The sequence below is a fragment of the Lysobacter sp. genome, from assembly GCF_035655815.1.
Classification (GTDB): Bacteria; Pseudomonadota; Gammaproteobacteria; order Xanthomonadales; family Xanthomonadaceae; genus Lysobacter_J.
Genome location: NZ_DASRTS010000027.1, coordinates 169,193 through 186,831 on the forward strand (window position 1 = coordinate 169,193; position 17,639 = coordinate 186,831).

Here is a 17,639-nt window from a genome sequence, read left to right on the forward strand (position 1 = left end):
TCACACGGTCCGCGAGAACTGCGTCGGCTCCGCCTGCGGAGCCAGGTAGCGGTCGAAGCACGCCGCCAGGACCCGTAGCAGGAGCCGGCCGCGTGGCGTGGCCTGGATCACGCTCGAAGACAGTTCCACCAGCCCGTCCCCTTCCAGCAGTCTCAATTGCTGCAAAGAGTGGGCGAAATATTCGGCAAAGTCCAACACATGGCGCCGTTCGGTCTGCGGAATGTCGATCTCGCCAAGGCACATCAACTGCTGGATCACGTCCGCACGGATCACGTCGTCGTTGTCCAGGTGCATGCCGCGCCAGACCGGCAGGCGTCCCTCGTCGATGGCGCGTTCCCAGCTGGGCAGGTCGCGCGGGTTCTGACTGAAACTCGCACCGATATGGCTGATGGCGCTCACGCCGACGCCGATCAGGTCACTGTCGGCACAGGTGGTGTAACCCATGAAATTGCGATGCAGATCGCCACTCGCCTTCGCCAACGCCAGGTCGTCCTCGGGCAGCGCGAAGTGGTCCATGCCGATGTACACGTACCCGGCATGGCCCAGGCGCTCGATCGCGTGCTGCAACAGGCTGAGCTTCACTTCCGGCGAGGGTAGGTCCTCTGCGCGAATCTGCTGCTGCGGACGGAACAGGTTGGGCAGATGCGCGTAGCTGTAGACCGCCAGGCGGTCGGGCCGGACCTGCAGCACCGTGTCAAGCGTGCGGTCGAACCCCTCCAGCGTCTGCAGCGGCAGGCCGTAGATCAGGTCCAGGTTGACCGAGCGGAAGCCGCGCTCGCGGCAGGCTTCGATGATGGCCAGGGTTTCCTCCACGCTCTGGATCCGGTTCACCGCTTTCTGCACGGCCGGATTGAAGTCCTGCACACCCAGGCTGGCGCGGTTGAAGCCGGCGCGGGCGAGCACCCGGATGTCGTCGGGCGTGACGAAGCGCGGGTCGAGCTCGATCGAGCATTCGCGGCGCGAACGGTCGGCGAAGGCGAAGTGGCGGCGGATCACGTCGACCACCTCCGCGATCTGCTCGGCCGCCAGGAAATTCGGCGTACCGCCGCCCAGGTGGAGCTGGACGACGTCGCGATCGCGGTCGAACAGCTTCGACAGCATGCCGATCTCGCGATACAGCCGCGTCAGGTACGCCTCGCCGCGCGCCTTGTCGCGCGTGATGATGCGATTGCACCCGCAGTAGAAGCAGGGGCTGGTGCAGAACGGCACGTGCACGTACATCGACAGCGGCCGCGGGATCGGGTCGCCGTTGGTGAGCGCGGCGGCCTCGCCCAGCTGCGTCTCGCCGAAATCGGGGCGGAACTGGGGGGCGGTCGGATAGGACGTGTAGCGCGGGCCGGGCCGGTCGTAGCGGCTCAGCAGTTCCGGATCGAACAGGATGGTCGAATTGGCCATGGCGCCGCAGCCTACCCACGTAAGCCTTCGTCGCCTTGACCTTGGTCAAGGGCAGCGGCACCGCGTGCGGGTGCGATGAGGAGAGCCGCCGCGGTGCGCGTTCACCTTGCCGGTGCGACGAGGGCCGGTGCCATCTGCTTGACCTGGATCATGCGGGGTCTTCGTGCTGGCGACGATGCTGTCGTCGTCGCGTGCGCGGCGCCCGTCGCGTTTCCCTCCCGGCGCACGGGCTCCGCGGCGCGATGAGGATACCCGCGATGCCCTACTACCTGGTCCTGACGATCCACCTGCTGTGCGCGTTCGTGTTCATCGGCACGGTGTTCTTCGAGGTGCTGGTATTGCACCCGATCCAGTCGAAGGTGCCGCGCCGCGCGATGCTCGAGGTCGAGCGTGCCGTCGGCCATCGCGTGCGGCGGCTGATGCCCGGGGTCCTGTTGCTGCTGTATGGCGCGGGCATCGCCCTGGCCTGGCACTACCGCGCGCTGCTGGCCCGTCCGCTGGACAGTGCGTTCGGCACGCTGCTGCTGATCAAGATCGTGCTGGCGACCAGCGTGTTCGGGCACTTCCTGTTAGCGATGCGGATGCGCCGGCTGGGACGCCTCAACGGCCCGACGTCGCGCCGCCTGCACCTGAGCGTGTTCGCCCACGTCGTGGCCATCGTGATGGTGGCCAAGGCGCTCTTCCACGTCACCTGGTGACACCGCTGCCGTGAACGCGCCGGCTTGACCTGGGTCAAGGTCCGCCGGCCGGGGGAAATGCCGCAATAGCGCACCCCAACTGTGCAGAGGCGGCTATGAGCATGTATCCCTTCGATGCGCGCGGCATCGGCAAGCGTTTCCGTCATGCGGCGATCTTCGGCGCGCTGGACGCGCTGGTCCCGGGCGAGACGATGCGCTTTTTCAACGACCATGACCCGATTCCGCTGCTGCGGCAGATCGAGCAGCGCTATGCGAATGGCGTGATCGTCGAGTACAAGCAGCGCGAACAGGGCGTGGTGATCATCGACTTCACCGTGACCGACGCCGCAGAAGCACGGCGTGCCGTGGGCTGAGCGGGATTCGTACGGCCGCCAGGGAGCATGGGGCGGCCGAGGCACTCGAAGAACCTTGCGTTTCCGACCGGCCATTGGCCGGTCAAGCCATGTGCGGTTCAGGCCGCCTTCGCGGCACCGTGCTGGTGTGCGATGCGGAACATCAGCACCGAATCCACCAGGGCACGCGCCTGCTGTTCCAGCGCCTGCGCGGCGCCAGTCGCCTCTTCCACCAGCGCGGTGTTCTGCTGGGTGGTCTCGTCCATCTGGGTCACCGCCTGGCTGACCTGCTCGATGCCGGACGACTGCTCGCGCGAAGCCGCGGAGATCTCGGCGATCAGTTCGCTCACGCGCTTCACCGAGGCGACGACGTCCGCCATGGTGCTGCCCGCCTGGTTGACCAGCGACGATCCTTCGGCCACGGCCTGCATGGACGCGTCGACGATGCCCTTGATCTCTTTGGCGGCAGTGGCCGAGCGTTGCGACAGGGCGCGCACTTCGGCGGCCACGACCGCGAAGCCGCGGCCCTGCTCGCCGGCACGGGCGGCCTCGACCGCGGCGTTGAGCGCAAGAATATTGGTCTGGAACGCGATGCCGTCGATCACGCCGGTGATCTCGGCGATGCGCTGCGAGGAGGTTTCGATGGCGCGCATCTTCTCGACGACGCGATCGACCACCTCCCCACCTTTCGTGGCCACGGTGGCCGCGCCCGAGGCCAGGTCCGTCGCACGGCCGGCCGAGTCGGCGTTATGCCGCACGGTCGAGGTGAGCTCCTCCAGCGAGGCCGCGGTTTCCTCCAGGCTGGCGGCCTGCTGCTCGGTGCGGCTGGACAGGTCGGCATTGCCGGTGGCGATGCGTCCGGCTGCGCCGTCGATGGCGCGCGAGGCCTGCTGGATGCCGGAGACGATCTGGGTGAGGCGATCGACGGTGGCGTTGGCATCGTCGCGCATGCGCGCGAACACACCGTCGAACTGGCCGGTGAGGCGCGCGGTGAGGTCGCCGTCGGCCACCGCCTGCAGCAGCCGCGAGAGCGCCGCCAGGTTGGCGTCGCTCACCTGCATCATGTCGTTGAGGCCTTCGACCATCGTGCGGAAGTCGTGCTGGAAGCGCGTCGCATCGCCGCGCTGAGTGAAGTCGCCGGCGGCAGCGGCACGGGCCAGGCGCTTGATCTCGCCGTTGATAGCCTGCAGGTTGGCCTTGGTGGTGTCCATGGCCTGCGTCAGCATCGCCTTTTCGCCCGGAAGGCGCGCCATGTCCACCGACAGGTCACCCACCGCGTAGTGGCGCATGGTGTCGACCAGGCGCATCTGGTCCTCGATGTGCTGCGCGACCAGCGCGTTGGTCTCGGCAACCATGCGGCCGAACGCGCCGGGGAACGCTTCGGCGTCCATGCGGAAACGCAGCTGGCCCTCTTCGTGGCGCGTGGCCATCTCGGCCTGTGCGTCGAGCACCGCCTGCAATCGCGTCTGCATTCGGCCCATGCTCGCCAGCAGACGGCCGGGCTCGTCGTGCGAATGCGCGTCGACGCGGTTGCCCAGCGAGCCTTCGGCGATGGCTTCGGCGACGGCCGTGGCGCGACCCAGCGGCAGCACGATGCCGTTGCCGATGACCCAGCTGAGCAGCGCCACCACCAGCACCAGCGCGCCGCCGGTGGCGGTCATCACCCAGGTGAAGGCCAGCGCCTGCATCTGCACCTCATCCATGTACACGCCGGAGGCGACCACCCAGCCCCACGGTGAGTAGGCCCGGCTGTACGTCACGCGCGTCACTGCACGCTCACCGGCCGCCTTGCGCCAGTCGTAAGTGGTGAAGCCGTCGCCGTCACGCGCCGCCGCGACGCTCTCGCGGTAGACGGCCACGCCGTCCGGGCTGCGCACGTCGCCGACGTTCCTGCCCACGGATGCGGGATCGGTCGGGTGCATCAGCATCACCGGGGCCGCGTCGTGGATGTAGAACGGCTCGGCATGTCCGCTGGCGCGCATCGATTCGACTGCCTTCAGCGCGGCCTTCTGCGCGTCGGCGGTATCCAGGCGGCCGGATGTCTCCAGCGCGTGGTACTGGTCGAGCACGCCCATGGTCAGTTCGACCTGCGCCTTGAGCGCGGCCTTGCGCGTCTCGTACAGGTCCAGGTACTGGATGCGTGCCGCCACGACTGCCAGTGCGACGATACCGACGGCAACGAGGGCGGTCAGGACGATGAGCTTGCGGCGAACGGAAAGGTCGGCGAAGAACCGGGAGAGCTGGAAGGAGCCGTTCATGGATCGACCGCTGGGGAAGGGTTCGACGATGGCCATGCCCTCGCCTGCCCACGTATCGGCCCGCCCGTTCAGAACTTGAAGCGCCTCACGGCTTGCAACGACGTGATGCCGGTTGCCGCCACGTGCGGCAAGGTCGCCTTCACGTGCATCGTCACAGCGCCAGATCGCGACACATCAGCGCCGCCCAGATCGCCATGCCGCCCAGCGTGCCGGCGGTCGCCGCGACGAGGCCGCGCTGGAACCAGCACGAGAGCGCCGACACTTCCGTCGTCAACACCGTTTCGTCCGGCGCCAACCCGATCAGCGACAACAGATAAAGGACGGCGACGGCGATGGGTGAAATGATCGGATTGCCGATCCAGTAGTGGGCCGGCCACTGGCATACACCGACCACAGCGGTCATCGCGACCCAGTGTCGGCCATGGCCGCAACCGATCCACTGTTGTCCCCGGCGCACCAGCATGAACGTCACCCATGACAGGGCCAGCGTGGATGCGATGCCGATGACGAGCGAGATCATCCGGCGATCGTCGAAGCCGTCGCGTCGGAGCGCCGTCGGAATGCATCGGTACGTTCGCTGCGATCGCTACTGCAAACGCCATACCGTCGTGAAGCAATGAGAACCACCTGCATTTCCAGCGGATTTTCTGAATTCTCGTTCAGGAAATTCTGCTTTAGCTGACTCTGGCGTCGCCGTTAACACGACTGAAACATTCCGCCCGTGCCGCCAAAGAGTCTCGTCCCATGTCCGGATTCAAGAACCTATCCATCGCCCGCAAGCTCGCGGTCGCATTCGCCGCGGTCATCGTGCTGTCCATGCTGCTGGGCGGCTACGCGATGATCCAGCTGAGCGCCCGAAACGACCAGATCACCGACATCAACCGCAACTGGGTACCTTCGGTGCGCCACCTGCTCGGCATGCGCGGGCAGTTGGGCGAGTACCGCACCTTCGAGATCTCGCAGCTCCAGTTCAAGGGCAACCTCGAACAGCTGGCGGATTACCGCAAGCGCATGGAGGCCGTCGAAACCGAGCTCGGTGCCACGACGAGCGCATACGAGAAGCTGATCTCGAGCCCGGAGGAGCGCAAGCTCTACGACGGTGTGAAGGCAGGCCTGGAAGGCTATTTCGGCGCGCACCAGCGCATGATGGCCGCCATCGCCGCCGACGACTTCACCGAGGCACAGCGCATTTCGGCGGACGAATCCCGTCCGGCCCGCCGCGAGCTCTTCGAGGCTCTGGCGACGCTCACCGCCTACAACGCCAAGGCGCTCGACGCCATGGTCACCCAGTCCGAAGCCGATTATCACCGCACCCAACTGCACATGATCGTCGGCATCATCGTGCTGGTGCTGCTGGGCACGGCGCTTGGCGTACTGCTGGCCCGCGCGATCTCCCGTCCGCTGGTGCGCGCCACCGAAGTGGCCGAAGGCATCGCCGTGGGCCGCATCGACCAGCGCATCGTCGTGGACAGCCACGATGAAGCGGGCCGCCTGCTGCGCGCCATGAGCCAGATGCAGGAAGCGCTGCAGCGCTTCGCCGGCGCACAGGGCGAGATCGCCCGCCGCCACGACGAAGGCGAGATCGACTTCCGCATCGACAACCGCGACCTGCCGGGTGCGTACGGCCAGATGGCCGGCGAGATCAATGCGCTGGTCGAATCGCACATCCAGCTCAATGCACGCGCCATCGAAGTGGTGGCGGCCTATGCCCGCGGCGACCTGACGCAGGACATGGACCGCCTGCCGGGCCAGAAGGCGCGCATCACCGCTGCCGTCGATTCGGTCAAGCAGGGCATGAACGCGATCAACGCCGAGATCAAGACGCTGGTCGATGCCGCCTGCACCGGCGACTTCAGCCGCCGCGGCGATGCCTCGCGCTTCCAGTTCGTGTATCGCGACGTGGTGCAGAACCTCAACCAGCTGATGTCGACGGCCGACGATGGCCTGACCGAGATCGGCACCCTGCTCTCGTCCGTGGCCGATGGCGACCTCAACCGTCGCGTCGAGATCGAGCTGCCGGGCCAGTTCGGCCGCCTGGCCGGCGATGCCAACCGCACCGTAGACAAGCTGGCCGAGATCGTCGGCCAGATCCGCCAGGGTTCGGACGCGATCAGCAGCGCTGCCGCGGAAATCGCCGCGGGCAACAACGACCTGTCGCAGCGCACCGAATCGCAGGCGGCGTCGCTGGAAGAAACCGCCTCGTCGATGGAAGAACTGACCAGCACGGTCCGCCAGAACGCCGACAACGCGCGTCAGGCCAACCAGCTGGCGCAGAGCGCGGCGGAAGTCGCGGGCCAGGGCGGCACGGTCGTCGGCGAAGTCGTCGAGACCATGAACGCCATCAACGCTTCGTCCAAGAAGATCGCCGACATCATCGGCGTGATCGACGGCATCGCGTTCCAGACCAACATCCTGGCGCTGAACGCCGCGGTGGAAGCCGCACGTGCCGGCGAACAGGGCCGCGGTTTCGCCGTGGTCGCCTCGGAAGTCCGCTCGCTGGCGCAGCGTTCGGCCAACGCCGCCAAGGAGATCAAGCAGCTGATCGGCGACTCGGTCAGCAAGGTCGAGGAAGGCAGCCTGCTGGTCGACCAGGCCGGCAGGACGATGGAGGAAATCGTCACCAGCGTGCGCAAGGTGACCGACATCATCGCCGACATCTCCGCCGCGTCGCAGGAGCAGAGTGCCGGCATCGAACAGGTCAACCAGGCCATCACCCAGATGGACGAAGGCACGCAGCAGAACGCCGCGCTGGTGGAAGAAGCGTCCGCCGCCGCACGCAGCCTGGAGCAGCAGTCTGAGCAGCTGGTGCAGACCGTCGCGGTGTTCCGCCTGGCGCATGCGGCGCGTGCCGGCCACCAGGCCGCGGTGATCGAACTGCCCGCCAAGCCGGTGAGCAAGTCGGCCAGGCCCACTCCGGCCCGTGCGGCTGCTCCGGTGAAGCCGCGCGGCAAGGCGATCGCCGCCGCGGCCGTCGATACCGACTGGCAGGAATTCTGATCCTCCGGGCGGCGCACTCGCCGCCCACCTCATCCACACCGTGCGCATACCGCGCATGGTGTCGGCCGGCCCCATGACCGGCCGACGCAGCAATCAACGGATCTCACGCATGACCTCGTATTCCGCTCTCCCGGCCTTGGCGCTGCTGGCGCTGGCTGTCTCCACGTCCGCCCACGCCGATGCCGGCGATGTTTCTTTCAAGCCGACCGGCGTCATCTACTACGACGCCGTCGATGCACACCCCGACGTCAAGCCGTTCGAGGACGTGGACAAGGTGCGCTCGGCGCGCCTTGGCTTCGTGCTCAAGGGCGGCGATCGCTGGCAGTTCAACGTCGAACACGAATTCACCGATCGCTCCACGCCAGACGTGGTGCTGCAGGTGACACCGGCCAAGGGTCACAGCCTGCGCTTCGGCCAGTTCAAGCAGCCGTTCCTGCTGGAAGACGCGACCAGCGCCCGCCAGACGCCGATGATGGAAGCCTCGCTGTCCGGCGCGTTCGCCTATGGTCGCCGCATCGGCATGGGCTACAGCCACACCAACAACGACCATGCGATCCACGCCGCGGTGTTCGGCAAGCGGCTGGACGGCAAGAACGAGGGCATCGGCGCGACGGTGCGCGCCTCGCGTGCGCTCCACCTGGGCGAGGACCTGCTGCACCTGGGCGCCGGTATGGGCGTGGACTCGCCCGACAGCGATACCGCGCGTTTCTCCAGCAAGCCCGAGAGCGCGCTGGCCACCTCCAGCCTGGTCGATACCGGCACCCTCGCAGGCGTGGAGCGCATCGTGCGCGGCGGACTCGAAGCGGTGTGGATTTCCGGACCGTACTCGTTGCAGGGCGAAGCGGTAGCGGTGCGTGCCGACCGTGACGGCCTGGCCGACCTGCGCGGCAGTGGCGGTTATGCGCTCGCCAGCTGGTCGCCCAGCGGCCACCGTCGCAACTACAAGGCCGGCACGGTCAACTCGCCGACGCTCGGCGACGGCATGGCGTGGGAGGTGTTCGTGCGCTACAGCACGCTGGACCTGAACTCCGCCGCGTCGCAGGGCGGCTACCAGTCCGACTGGAACTTCGGTGCGACGTGGTACGTCAACCCGTATGCACGCGTGATGGCCAACTACGTGATCGCCGACAGCCGCCGCCGTGGCCTCAACGACGACCCGCGCCTGCTGCAGATGCGCCTGCAGTTGCAGTTCTGACCGTCACTTGCAGGCGGCGCGCACGTTGGCGTCCAGGCGGCTCAGCAGTTCGTAGTTCCGCTTGAGGCCCACCACGTCGAGCGTCTGCTGGCGTGCGGCCTTCGCCGCCTCGCACGCGCCAGTCGACAGAGCCGGACGTTCGCGCACGATGCGCGAGCGTTCGACTGCTTGGCGATCGGTGCCCGCACGGCGCGACAGGAACGCGGACTCGGCGCGCTCGCGTGCGCGGCGTTGATCGAGGGCACGCAGTTGTTCGGCCGTCGGCGGCGGCTCCGGGGCTGCCTCGTAGGTCCGCACTTCCCGCGCGTCCTGGGTGCACGGCTGGCTCTGGTAGCTGGCCGTGCCATCGCGTCCGACACACTTGTGGACCGTCTGTGCCGACGCATCGCCGCACAGTGCCAACACGAGCACCACCACGCCACATCCCTGTCGCATCGCTTCCTCTCCGCGGTTGAACCGCGCAGAGGCTAGCGGCGCACCTGTGAGCCGTTACCTGGAGAGTGGCGCGTTGCGTTGTCGGGCTAGACCGCGTTGACGCGTGTTTGGCAATCGAGCACCAGCATCGCGGCGCCATTGGGCACGCACATCGACGGGCTGGTATCGAGCACCAGCGCCCGTCCTCCCGCGAACACGCGGGTACTGCCCTGCAGCCATTGTCCGCCCGTGCAGCGCAGCGCTTCGGCCGGCGCGGCCAGGTTGCAGTGCGCGATCGCGTAGGGCGCGGCCACCGTCACCACCGGATGTCCAGCGACGGTCACGCGCGTGTAGGGAATCGTCGGTACGGCCGGCCCGCCGTGCGAGCAGGTCACGCTGGCGCCCAAATGCAGGATCGAGCCGGAGGTGGTCATACGACGGTCAGCGCGCCGTCGTTGATGGTGACCATCGACCCGGCCAGCACGATGCTCGCGCCGCGGCCGTTGCTGATGGTGATGCCGGCCTCGTTCACTGCGATGGATGCGCCCGTCTGCGTGCGCAGTACCACGCCGCCGTTGGGACCCGGCAGGTCGGAGACCGCCAGCGCGTTCTGTCCGGGCGTCTGCAGCACCAGTCCGGGTGCGACCGCCTGCCCAGCCTGCGCCATCGACGGCAGTTCGGCGGCGTCGACCCAATAGCCGCCAACCCATATCGGCAGCTCGGCCTCGCCCTGTTCGAACTCCACCCACACCGGAGCACCGACCGGCGGCAGCAGGAACATGCCCGACTGGTGCCCGGCCACCGGCACGCACGGCATTGCCCAGCGGGCATCGCCGTTGAACACCTTGGGTACCTGGACCAGCACGCGCCCTAGTTGCAGCGGGTCGATGTTGTCCACCACGACGCCGCGGTGCTTGCCGTAATGGCGTTGCGGCACGGTCTTGCTCTGGTGCGGCATCTGTCTGGTCCCTGGACGGTGCGGCTCCCCCAATGCCGAGGAACGCGGATCCGGGTTCAGGCAGGCCAGCGACCGCTCGTCGGAATGCTCAACCAGATGATTGACAGTCGCATCGCGCATCCGGATATTCAACCTCATGGTTGACATTACCTCCGACGAACTCGACGCCGTGTTCCGCGCACTGGCCGACCCCACCCGCCGCGCCATGCTGCGCAGCCTGTCCGGCCGGCCGCGCACGGTCGGCGAGCTGGCCGAGCCGTTCGAAATCTCGCTGGCCGCGGCGTCCAAGCACATCAAGTCGTTGGAACGTGCGGGCCTGGTGCAGCGCGAGGTGCAGGGACGCACCCACGTCTGCCGCCTGGACGCACGGCCGCTGCACGGCGGCATGGAATGGATGCGCCATTACGAGCGCTTCTGGAACGAGCGCCTGGATGTCCTGGAGGCCCTGCTCCGCACGGAAGACCGCGAACGGGCGCCGACAACGCCAGCCAAACCCTCCAAGCGCGCCAGGAGCAAGAAATGAATCCGGTCGTGGTGAAGGTCAGCCGTCGCTTCGACGCATCGCCGGAACGCGTGTTCGATGCATGGCTGGATCCGGCCACGCTGGGCCGCTGGTTCTACGCCACGGCCGGCGGGCAGATGCTCAAGGTAGACGTCGATCCGCGCGTCGGCGGCGGCTACACCATCGTCGAACGGCGACCGACTGGCGATGCCGCGCACTACGGCCGCTATCTGGAAATCGATCGACCTCGCCGGCTGGTCTTCACCCTGGCACTGGAACCCGACGCCGACGGCGACCGCATCACTGTCGAACTGACGCCCGACGGAGCGGGCTGCCTGCTCACCCTCACCCACGAAATGGCGCCGGAATACGCGCAGTACGCGGATCGTACGCAGCATGGCTGGACCACGATCCTCGCCTCGCTGGCGCGCCATCTGACCCCGCAAGGAGAACCCTGATGAACGACTTCGGCACCGTGACCGCCCCCGACACTGTGCGCATCGAGCGCGTGCTGCCCGGCCCCATCGAACGCGTGTGGGCGTACCTCACCGAATCGGACAAGCGCGCCACCTGGCTCGCCGCCGGAGACATGGATCTGCGCGTCGGCGGCCGCGTGGACCTGCGTTTCCACAACAACGCACTGACCGAGAACGACCAGGCGCCTCCGCCCAAGTACGAGAAGTTCGGCGGCGAAATCCACATGGGCGGCCGCATCCTCGAATGCGATCCGCCTCGCGTGCTGGCCTACAGCTGGGGCGAGGATTCGAGCGACTCGCAGGTGCGCTTCGAACTGTCTTCGCGCGGCGACGAAGTGCTGCTCGTGGTCACGCACAGCCGCCTTGCCACGCGCGATGGCATGCTCAGCGTGGCCAGCGGCTGGCACACACACCTGGGCATCCTGGCCGACCGCCTGGCCGGCCGCACGCCGCCGGGCTTCTGGGCCACACATACACGGCTGGAAGCCGAGTACGACAAGCGCATTCCCGCAGCCTGAGCCGCACCAACCAGGGATCGGCACATGCGACTGGACGGAAAGGTGGCGGTGATCCATGGCGGAGGCGGCGCGATCGGCGGCGCCTGCGCCCGGGCGTTCGCACGCGAGGGCGCGCGCGTGTTCCTGGCGGGACGGACGCGCGCGCGGCTGGAGGAAGTGGCGGACGACATAACGCGCCACGGCGGACATGCGCACGTGGACGTCGTGGATGCGCTGGACGAGGCCGCGGTGAACCGGCACGCCGATGCGATCGCCACGCGGGAGGGTCGCATCGACGTTTCCCTCAACGCGCTGGGCATCGTGCACGTGCAGGGCACGTCGTTCGCGGAACTGCCGCTGCACGAGTACACGCATCCGGTGGATGCCTACATCCGCACCAACTTCATCACCGCGCACGCCGCCGCCCGCCACATGATCCAACGCGGCAGCGGCGTGATCCTCACGCTGTCCACGCCGGGCGCCAAGATGAGCGGCACGGGGTTTCTCGGCAACGGCGTCGCCAGCGCGGCGGTCGAGGCATTCTCGCGCCTGCTCGCGGGCGAGCTGGGCGGGAATGGCATCCGCGTCGTCTGCCTGCGGCCGCATGCGATTCCCGACGCGGTGTCGCGTTCGCATACGCGCGAGGTGTTCGCCGCATCGGCCGCGGCTGCGGGAACCGACATCGCGACGATGCTCTCGGGGATGGCGGATTCGGGCACATTGCTTGGCCGTCTGCCGACACTGGCGGAAGTGGCCGACGTGGCCGCGTTCGTCGCCAGCGATTCGGCCGCGGCGATGACCGGAACCGTGATCAACCTGACCAGTGGTGCGCTGGTCGATTGACTGTCGATTAGCCAGGAGAACACACGCATGAAGATCCGCCTGACGACCGTACTGGTGAAGGATCAGGCCCACGCCCTGGACTTCTACACGCGCGTGCTGGGCTTCGAGCCCGACACGGACATCCCGATGGGCGACGTACGATGGCTCACCGTCACCTCGCCCGAAGGTGCGCAGGGTGTGGAAGTCGCGCTGGAGCCGTCCGGTTCGGATTTCGCCACCGCGTACCAGGATGCGCTGTACCAACGCGGCATTCCGATCATGGCGTTCGGCAGCAGCGACCTGCAGAGCGAGTACGAGAAGCTGCAGGCGAAGGGCGTCAGCTTCAGGAGTCCGCCCACGGCGATGGGCCCGGTCACCGTGGCGATGTTCGACGACACCTGCGGGAACTGGATCCAGTTGTTCTAGGAATGATGAACGCGCGGCGTTGCCGTACCCTGTGCGGATGAAGACCTCATTCGCCTGGCTGCGCAACGCCACCCTCGCCTGCTCGCTCGTGCTGCTGTCCGCCTGCGCCGATCCCGGTCCGCCGCCGGGCGGCACCATCGCGAAGTTCGAGACCATCGACCAACGGGTCGGTACCGGCGCGGTGGCGGCCAGCGGACAGGACGTGGTGGTGCATTACACCGGCTGGAACTACGACAGCCGCATTCCCGGCGGCCGCGGCGCGAAGTTCGACAGCTCGCGCGACCGCAACGAGCCTTTTACCTTCCTGCTCGGTGCCGGCCGCGTCATTCGCGGTTGGGATGAAGGCGTCGCCGGCATGCGCGTGGGCGGCAAGCGCATCCTGATGATCCCGCCGCAATACGGATACGGCCGCAAGGGCGCCGGCGGCGTGATCCCGCCGAACGGCTCGCTGATCTTCGAAGTGGAGCTGCTCGAGGTGCGTCCGCATTGAGGGAACTCCCGACGCTATCGCAACGAGTCGCTCCTGGAAGCACTTCGACGCAGATTACGCGGAGAACGCGGAAAGAGCAGGATCAAATCGCCGTCCGCGCCGGAAGAGACCACAGGTCCGGAACCTGACCAACGCGCTCTTTCCGCGTCATCTGCGTAGTCCGTGTCCAATCGCCAGGGGCGCGACATCGCTGGCCTGACTGACGCTCATGCTCGTCATTCCCGCGAAAGCGGGAATCCAGTGCCTTGCGGAACGACTTGAAGCCGCTGAACCCCGACTTCCGTTGGCATGACGCTGGCTTCCAGATGTTCCCTAGGCCAGCGACGCCAATGCCTGTGCCGCGATTTCGAACGAGCGCACGCGCGCCGCGTGCTCGAACACGTTGGCCGTGAGCATGATCTCGTCGGGCTTGTGCCGCTCGATGAAGGCGGCGATGCCCTCGCGAACAGTTGCGACGTCACCGACGACCGAACACGCCAGCGCTTGCTCCACGCCGCTCTTCTCCAGTGGCGTCCAATAGGTCTCGATGTCGTCGATCGGCGCGGGGATGAGTCCCGGCCGGCCACGGCGCAGGTTCACGAATGCCTGCTGCAGCGTGGTGAACAACCGCCGCGCCTGCGCGTCGCTGTCGGCCGCGACCACGTTGAGCGCCAGCATCGCGTACGGCGCCTGCAGCCTTTTCGACGGTTTGAACTCGCGCCGGTACATGGTCAGCGCATGGTCCATCTGGTCCGGTGCGAAGTGCGAGGCGAACGCGAACGGCAGGCCCAGCTGCGCGGCCAGTCGCGCCGAGAACAGGCTCGAGCCCAGCAGCCACACCGGCACGTCCATTCCGGCGCCCGGTACCGCACGCACGGCCTGGCCGGGCTGCACCGGTTCGAAGTAATGCAGCAGTTCCACCACGTCCTGCGCGAACATGTCCGCCGCCTCGAAATAGCGACGCAGCGCATGCGCGGTGGCGTGGTCGGTGCCCGGCGCACGCCCAAGGCCCAGGTCGATGCGATCCGGGTACAGCGACGCCAGCGTCCCGAACTGCTCGGCGACCTGCAACGGCGCGTGATTGGGCAGCATGACGCCGCCGGATCCGACGCGGATGGTGTGCGTGCCACCGGCGACGTGGCCGATCAGCACCGCGGTCGCGGCGCTGGCGATGCCGGGCATGTTGTGGTGCTCGGCCAGCCAGTAGCGGTGGAAGCCCAGGCGCTCGGCATGGCGTGCCAGATCGAGGGTGTTGGCGAACGCCTGCGCGGCGTCGCTGCCCTCGGTGATCGGGGCCAGGTCGAGGACGGAAAACGGGATCATGCGCGCGTACTCCTGGGCATCGACTTCCCTGAGTGGGGACGATCGCCGCCAATGCCAGTCGCGCAGCGTTCCATCTTCATCGCTTCAGCATTGCATGCACGACGGCAGCGCTGCGTGAGGCCACGCGCCGTGTGAAGTTCAAGCAAGCCGGTGCCGATCGCGCCTGCTTACCAGAGGTCGAACACGACGCCTTCGCGCTCGTTGTCCCACACGGTGCTGAACACCCACCAGCGATCGTGCTCGTGGCACAGCTGGATGCTGTTGGCGCCGCGCTTGAGGATCACCGGCGACTCCGGATCGGCGCGCGCCTCGTAGCGGCTCCACACGTGCGCCACCTGGCCGAAACGTTGCACGCGCTGCTCGGTCTCGATCTCGAAAAAGCCATTGGCCGCGAAGAACGGCTCGACGTCGGCGATGTAGCTGTCCACGTCGAACACCTTGGCGAACGTGCTGCCGCCCTCGTTGACCACCGTGCGCAGGCTGCGCGCCTGCGGATGCTGAAGGAAACGAAAGCGCTCCCACTGGCGCGGCGCGCCGGCCGGGCCGGAGATGCACTCGTAGATCGCGCGCACCAGGCGCGGAATGTCCTGCGTGTCCTGCCACCACTGATCCTGCATGCCCGCGCTCCGTTGCCGAAGGTCCAGCCACGTTAAGCCAGAACCCGGCCGACATCCATCGCCGTCCGGAACCGTCAGGGCTCGGTGAACGCGCTGCAATCTGGTGCGGGACGATCGAACTCGTAGCGGCAGGTGGCAGGGTTGAACCGCAGCAGGCGACGGTAGCTGCATTCGCGGTCCACGGCCCGCACCAGGTCGCGCTCGGTCAGCGGCACATTGGCGAGCGAGTCCTCGTACCGCGAAACGTTGCCCGGAAAACTCGTCGCCTGCGTCGCATAGCGGAACCGCGGCATGCCCAAGCCTGCTTCGAGCGTGAGCCTGCCTTGGAACGTGTACTCGTCATGGCACGCGCCGGCGCGCTGCGTGATGTCCTCCTCGCTGAAGCAGGCGCGTATCAGCGCGCTGCCACCGACCGGCACGTCCAGTACCGGTTCGAACCGCAATCCGCCGGCGAAATCAGGGGTGGCCAGCAGCAGCGACAGCGTCGTGGCGCTGGCGCCACCGCCCGAGTAACCCGTCGAGACATGCTTCTCGATGCCGAGGATGAGGCCTTCGCCGGCTCCGCCAGGACCGTATGGCGGGTTGGAAGGAAGGTCGGCCGCTGCAAGGCGGACGATCCACGGCCAGACCGTATGGCTGGCGCCCTCCTCGTTCCCGATGGGATGCAGGATCGGTCGTGCGCCCTCGGGCTGCGAGCCGTCGTAAAGCTTGAGCGTCGCGCCGCCGGCCTCGTCGATGTCGATCGCGGCGCACCACTTCCGGTCTGCCGTGCAGTGCTCAGGATCGCCTACGCCGGGTTCCGGGACGACATCGGCATCATGGGAAGCCGGGGCGAATGCCTCCATGCGATTGCCGGTGGGGCCGGCGGCCGTGGCAGGGCCGGCCAGAGCGGCGAGAACGATGAGTGATGCGAGAAGTGGATTCATGCGCCTTTCCTGGTCGTCGCGAAGATCGCACCGGCATTGCGTTCCGGCAGGGAACCCCACGGTAGCGATGCATCCCGTCATGTCCCATCGGAGTTTTCCTGATCGAAGGCATACTTCCTTGTCTTCTCGACATAGCAGACACATGACCGCACGGTCGTCCGCCTCCGAAGTCTTCCGCGTGTTCCTGCGCCTTGGACTGACGTCCTTCGGCGGGCCCATCGCGCACCTGGGGTATTTCCGCGAGGAGTTCGTGGTGCGGCGGCGCTGGGTGGACGAAGCGCGCTACGTGGAGCTGCTGGCGATCTGCCAGTTCCTGCCGGGGCCGGCGAGCAGCCAGATGGGCTTCGCCATCGGCCTGCTACGCGCCGGCTGGCGCGGTGCGCTGGCGGCGTTCACCGCCTTTACCCTGCCCTCGGCGTTGCTGATGCTGGTGTTCGCGGGCTTTGCACCGCGGCTTGGCGACGAACCGGACCGCTCGCTGGTGCACGGCCTGAAGCTGGTGGCGGTGTGCGTGGTCGCGCACGGCGTGATCGGCATGGCCCGGCAGATGACGCCGGACCTGCGTCGCATCGTCATCGCCGCACTGGGATGCATGCTGGTGCTGTGGCTGGGCACGGCGTGGTCGCAACTGGTGGCCATCGGCGCCGGCGCGGCGCTCGGTGCGTGGTGGTGCCGCCACGTGCCGGCACGCAATGACGCGCCCATTCCCGTGCCGTATGGCCGGCGCGTCGCGGCGACCCTGTTGGCCATCTTCTTTGCCGCGCTGCTCCTGGCCGTGCTGTGGCCGTCGGACCGCCCCACCATCGCCGCGATGGCCGCGGCGTTCTATCGCGCCGGCGCGCTGGTGTTCGGCGGCGGCCATGTCGTGCTGCCGTTGCTGCAGCAGTCCCTCGTCGACACCGGCTGGATGTCGGCCGATACCTTCCTCGCCGGCTACGGCGCGGCGCAGGCGGTGCCCGGGCCGATGTTCTCGATCGCGTCGTTCCTCGGCGCGGAACTGCCCACCGGCGTCCTGCCTGCGGGCTCGGCGCTGGTCGCGGTGCTGGCGATCTTCCTGCCCGGCTTCCTGCTGCTCGGCGCGACGCTGCCGCTGTGGCAGCGCGTGAGCGCCATGCGCAACGCCGCGCCGACGCTGGCGGGCGTCAACGCGGCCGTGGTCGGCCTGCTGGCGGCGGCGCTGTACGACCCGGTGTGGACGCAGGGCGTGGGCCACTGGAGCGACGTCGCCATCGTCGCCATCGGCCTGGCCCTGCTGCTGCGCCTGCGCGTGGGTGCGCTGTGGGTAGTGGCCTGGTGCGTTGCGGCCGCGCTGCTCGCGCAGCCACTGCGCTGAG

General features: G+C 67.7%; 20 protein-coding genes. 11 read left to right on the forward strand and 9 right to left on the reverse strand.

The window, feature by feature from the left end; all coding sequences use genetic code 11:
- On the reverse strand, window positions 1-1,395 hold the full coding sequence (gene hemN, locus VFE83_RS07250; protein ID WP_324904552.1) for an oxygen-independent coproporphyrinogen III oxidase: 1,395 nt from the start codon (window positions 1,393-1,395) through the stop codon (window positions 1-3).
- Between the two features lie 257 nt (window positions 1,396-1,652).
- Here hemN and VFE83_RS07255 point away from each other — a divergent pair, with 257 nt between their 5' ends.
- Together VFE83_RS07255 and VFE83_RS07260 are read left to right on the forward strand one after the other, a co-directional pair.
- Entirely contained in the window at window positions 1,653-2,093 is a 441-nt protein-coding gene (locus VFE83_RS07255; RefSeq protein ID WP_324904554.1) for a hypothetical protein, read from the forward strand.
- A 95-nt stretch (window positions 2,094-2,188) separates the two neighbouring features.
- On the forward strand, window positions 2,189-2,446 hold the full coding sequence (locus VFE83_RS07260) for a DUF2249 domain-containing protein (protein ID WP_324904556.1): 258 nt from the start codon (window positions 2,189-2,191) through the stop codon (window positions 2,444-2,446).
- 98 nt (window positions 2,447-2,544) lie between these two features.
- On the opposite strand, the gene VFE83_RS07265 is transcribed toward VFE83_RS07260, so the two are convergent.
- Together VFE83_RS07265 and VFE83_RS07270 are read right to left on the reverse strand one after the other, a co-directional pair.
- Complete coding sequence (locus tag VFE83_RS07265; RefSeq protein WP_324904558.1) at window positions 2,545-4,683, reverse strand: methyl-accepting chemotaxis protein; 2,139 nt, start codon at window positions 4,681-4,683, stop codon at window positions 2,545-2,547.
- 151 nt (window positions 4,684-4,834) lie between these two features.
- Complete coding sequence (locus VFE83_RS07270; RefSeq protein WP_324904560.1) at window positions 4,835-5,203, reverse strand: hypothetical protein; 369 nt, start codon at window positions 5,201-5,203, stop codon at window positions 4,835-4,837.
- A gap of 224 nt (window positions 5,204-5,427) precedes the next feature.
- Here VFE83_RS07270 and VFE83_RS07275 point away from each other — a divergent pair, with 224 nt between their 5' ends.
- Entirely contained in the window at window positions 5,428-7,680 is a 2,253-nt protein-coding gene (locus VFE83_RS07275) for a methyl-accepting chemotaxis protein (protein WP_324904562.1), read from the forward strand.
- Between the two features lie 109 nt (window positions 7,681-7,789).
- Entirely contained in the window at window positions 7,790-8,875 is a 1,086-nt protein-coding gene (locus VFE83_RS07280) for an OprO/OprP family phosphate-selective porin (protein WP_324904564.1), read from the forward strand.
- A gap of 3 nt (window positions 8,876-8,878) precedes the next feature.
- On the opposite strand, the gene VFE83_RS07285 is transcribed toward VFE83_RS07280, so the two are convergent.
- The 3 genes from VFE83_RS07285 to VFE83_RS07295 all read right to left on the reverse strand — a co-directional run bounded on the left by VFE83_RS07285 (window position 8,879) and on the right by VFE83_RS07295 (window position 10,247).
- Entirely contained in the window at window positions 8,879-9,310 is a 432-nt protein-coding gene (locus VFE83_RS07285) for a DUF4124 domain-containing protein (protein ID WP_324904565.1), read from the reverse strand.
- Window positions 9,311-9,396: 86 nt separating this feature from the next.
- Window positions 9,397-9,723: a hypothetical protein gene (locus VFE83_RS07290; RefSeq protein ID WP_324904567.1), complete on the reverse strand. Its 327-nt coding sequence runs from the start codon at window positions 9,721-9,723 to the stop codon at window positions 9,397-9,399.
- Window positions 9,720-10,247 (reverse strand): phage baseplate assembly protein V, encoded by a 528-nt coding sequence (locus VFE83_RS07295; protein ID WP_324904569.1) that lies wholly within the window; start codon window positions 10,245-10,247, stop codon window positions 9,720-9,722. Before VFE83_RS07295 ends, VFE83_RS07290 begins: the two co-directional genes overlap by 4 nt.
- Window positions 10,248-10,383: 136 nt before the next feature.
- Here VFE83_RS07295 and VFE83_RS07300 point away from each other — a divergent pair, with 136 nt between their 5' ends.
- Genes VFE83_RS07300 through VFE83_RS07325 form a run of 6 tightly spaced genes read left to right on the forward strand, consistent with a single transcriptional unit; the run spans window position 10,384 to window position 13,460 of the window.
- Window positions 10,384-10,770: a metalloregulator ArsR/SmtB family transcription factor gene (locus tag VFE83_RS07300; protein WP_324904571.1), complete on the forward strand. Its 387-nt coding sequence runs from the start codon at window positions 10,384-10,386 to the stop codon at window positions 10,768-10,770.
- Entirely contained in the window at window positions 10,767-11,207 is a 441-nt protein-coding gene (locus VFE83_RS07305; RefSeq protein WP_324904573.1) for an SRPBCC domain-containing protein, read from the forward strand. Before VFE83_RS07300 ends, VFE83_RS07305 begins: the two co-directional genes overlap by 4 nt.
- Complete coding sequence (locus VFE83_RS07310) at window positions 11,207-11,743, forward strand: SRPBCC family protein (protein WP_324904575.1); 537 nt, start codon at window positions 11,207-11,209, stop codon at window positions 11,741-11,743. Before VFE83_RS07305 ends, VFE83_RS07310 begins: the two co-directional genes overlap by 1 nt.
- A gap of 24 nt (window positions 11,744-11,767) precedes the next feature.
- On the forward strand, window positions 11,768-12,565 hold the full coding sequence (locus tag VFE83_RS07315) for an SDR family NAD(P)-dependent oxidoreductase (RefSeq protein WP_324904576.1): 798 nt from the start codon (window positions 11,768-11,770) through the stop codon (window positions 12,563-12,565).
- Window positions 12,566-12,592: 27 nt separating this feature from the next.
- Complete coding sequence (locus VFE83_RS07320) at window positions 12,593-12,970, forward strand: VOC family protein (RefSeq protein WP_324904578.1); 378 nt, start codon at window positions 12,593-12,595, stop codon at window positions 12,968-12,970.
- Between the two features lie 58 nt (window positions 12,971-13,028).
- Window positions 13,029-13,460 carry an FKBP-type peptidyl-prolyl cis-trans isomerase gene (locus tag VFE83_RS07325; RefSeq protein ID WP_414674699.1) on the forward strand — a complete coding sequence of 144 codons (432 nt, stop codon included), beginning with the start codon at window positions 13,029-13,031 and terminating at the stop codon, window positions 13,458-13,460.
- A gap of 312 nt (window positions 13,461-13,772) precedes the next feature.
- Here VFE83_RS07325 and VFE83_RS07330 read toward each other — a convergent pair whose 3' ends face one another.
- From VFE83_RS07330 to VFE83_RS07340, 3 genes are all read right to left on the reverse strand, one after another.
- Window positions 13,773-14,762 (reverse strand): LLM class flavin-dependent oxidoreductase, encoded by a 990-nt coding sequence (locus VFE83_RS07330; RefSeq protein WP_324904582.1) that lies wholly within the window; start codon window positions 14,760-14,762, stop codon window positions 13,773-13,775.
- A 167-nt stretch (window positions 14,763-14,929) separates the two neighbouring features.
- Window positions 14,930-15,379 (reverse strand): hypothetical protein, encoded by a 450-nt coding sequence (locus VFE83_RS07335; protein ID WP_324904584.1) that lies wholly within the window; start codon window positions 15,377-15,379, stop codon window positions 14,930-14,932.
- Window positions 15,380-15,453: 74 nt separating this feature from the next.
- Window positions 15,454-16,305, reverse strand: a complete 852-nt coding sequence (locus VFE83_RS07340) for a hypothetical protein (protein WP_324904586.1) — start codon at window positions 16,303-16,305, stop codon at window positions 15,454-15,456.
- A 142-nt stretch (window positions 16,306-16,447) separates the two neighbouring features.
- Here VFE83_RS07340 and chrA point away from each other — a divergent pair, with 142 nt between their 5' ends.
- Window positions 16,448-17,638, forward strand: a complete 1,191-nt coding sequence (gene chrA / locus VFE83_RS07345) for a chromate efflux transporter (RefSeq protein ID WP_324904588.1) — start codon at window positions 16,448-16,450, stop codon at window positions 17,636-17,638.
- Window position 17,639: the final 1 nt, after the last annotated feature.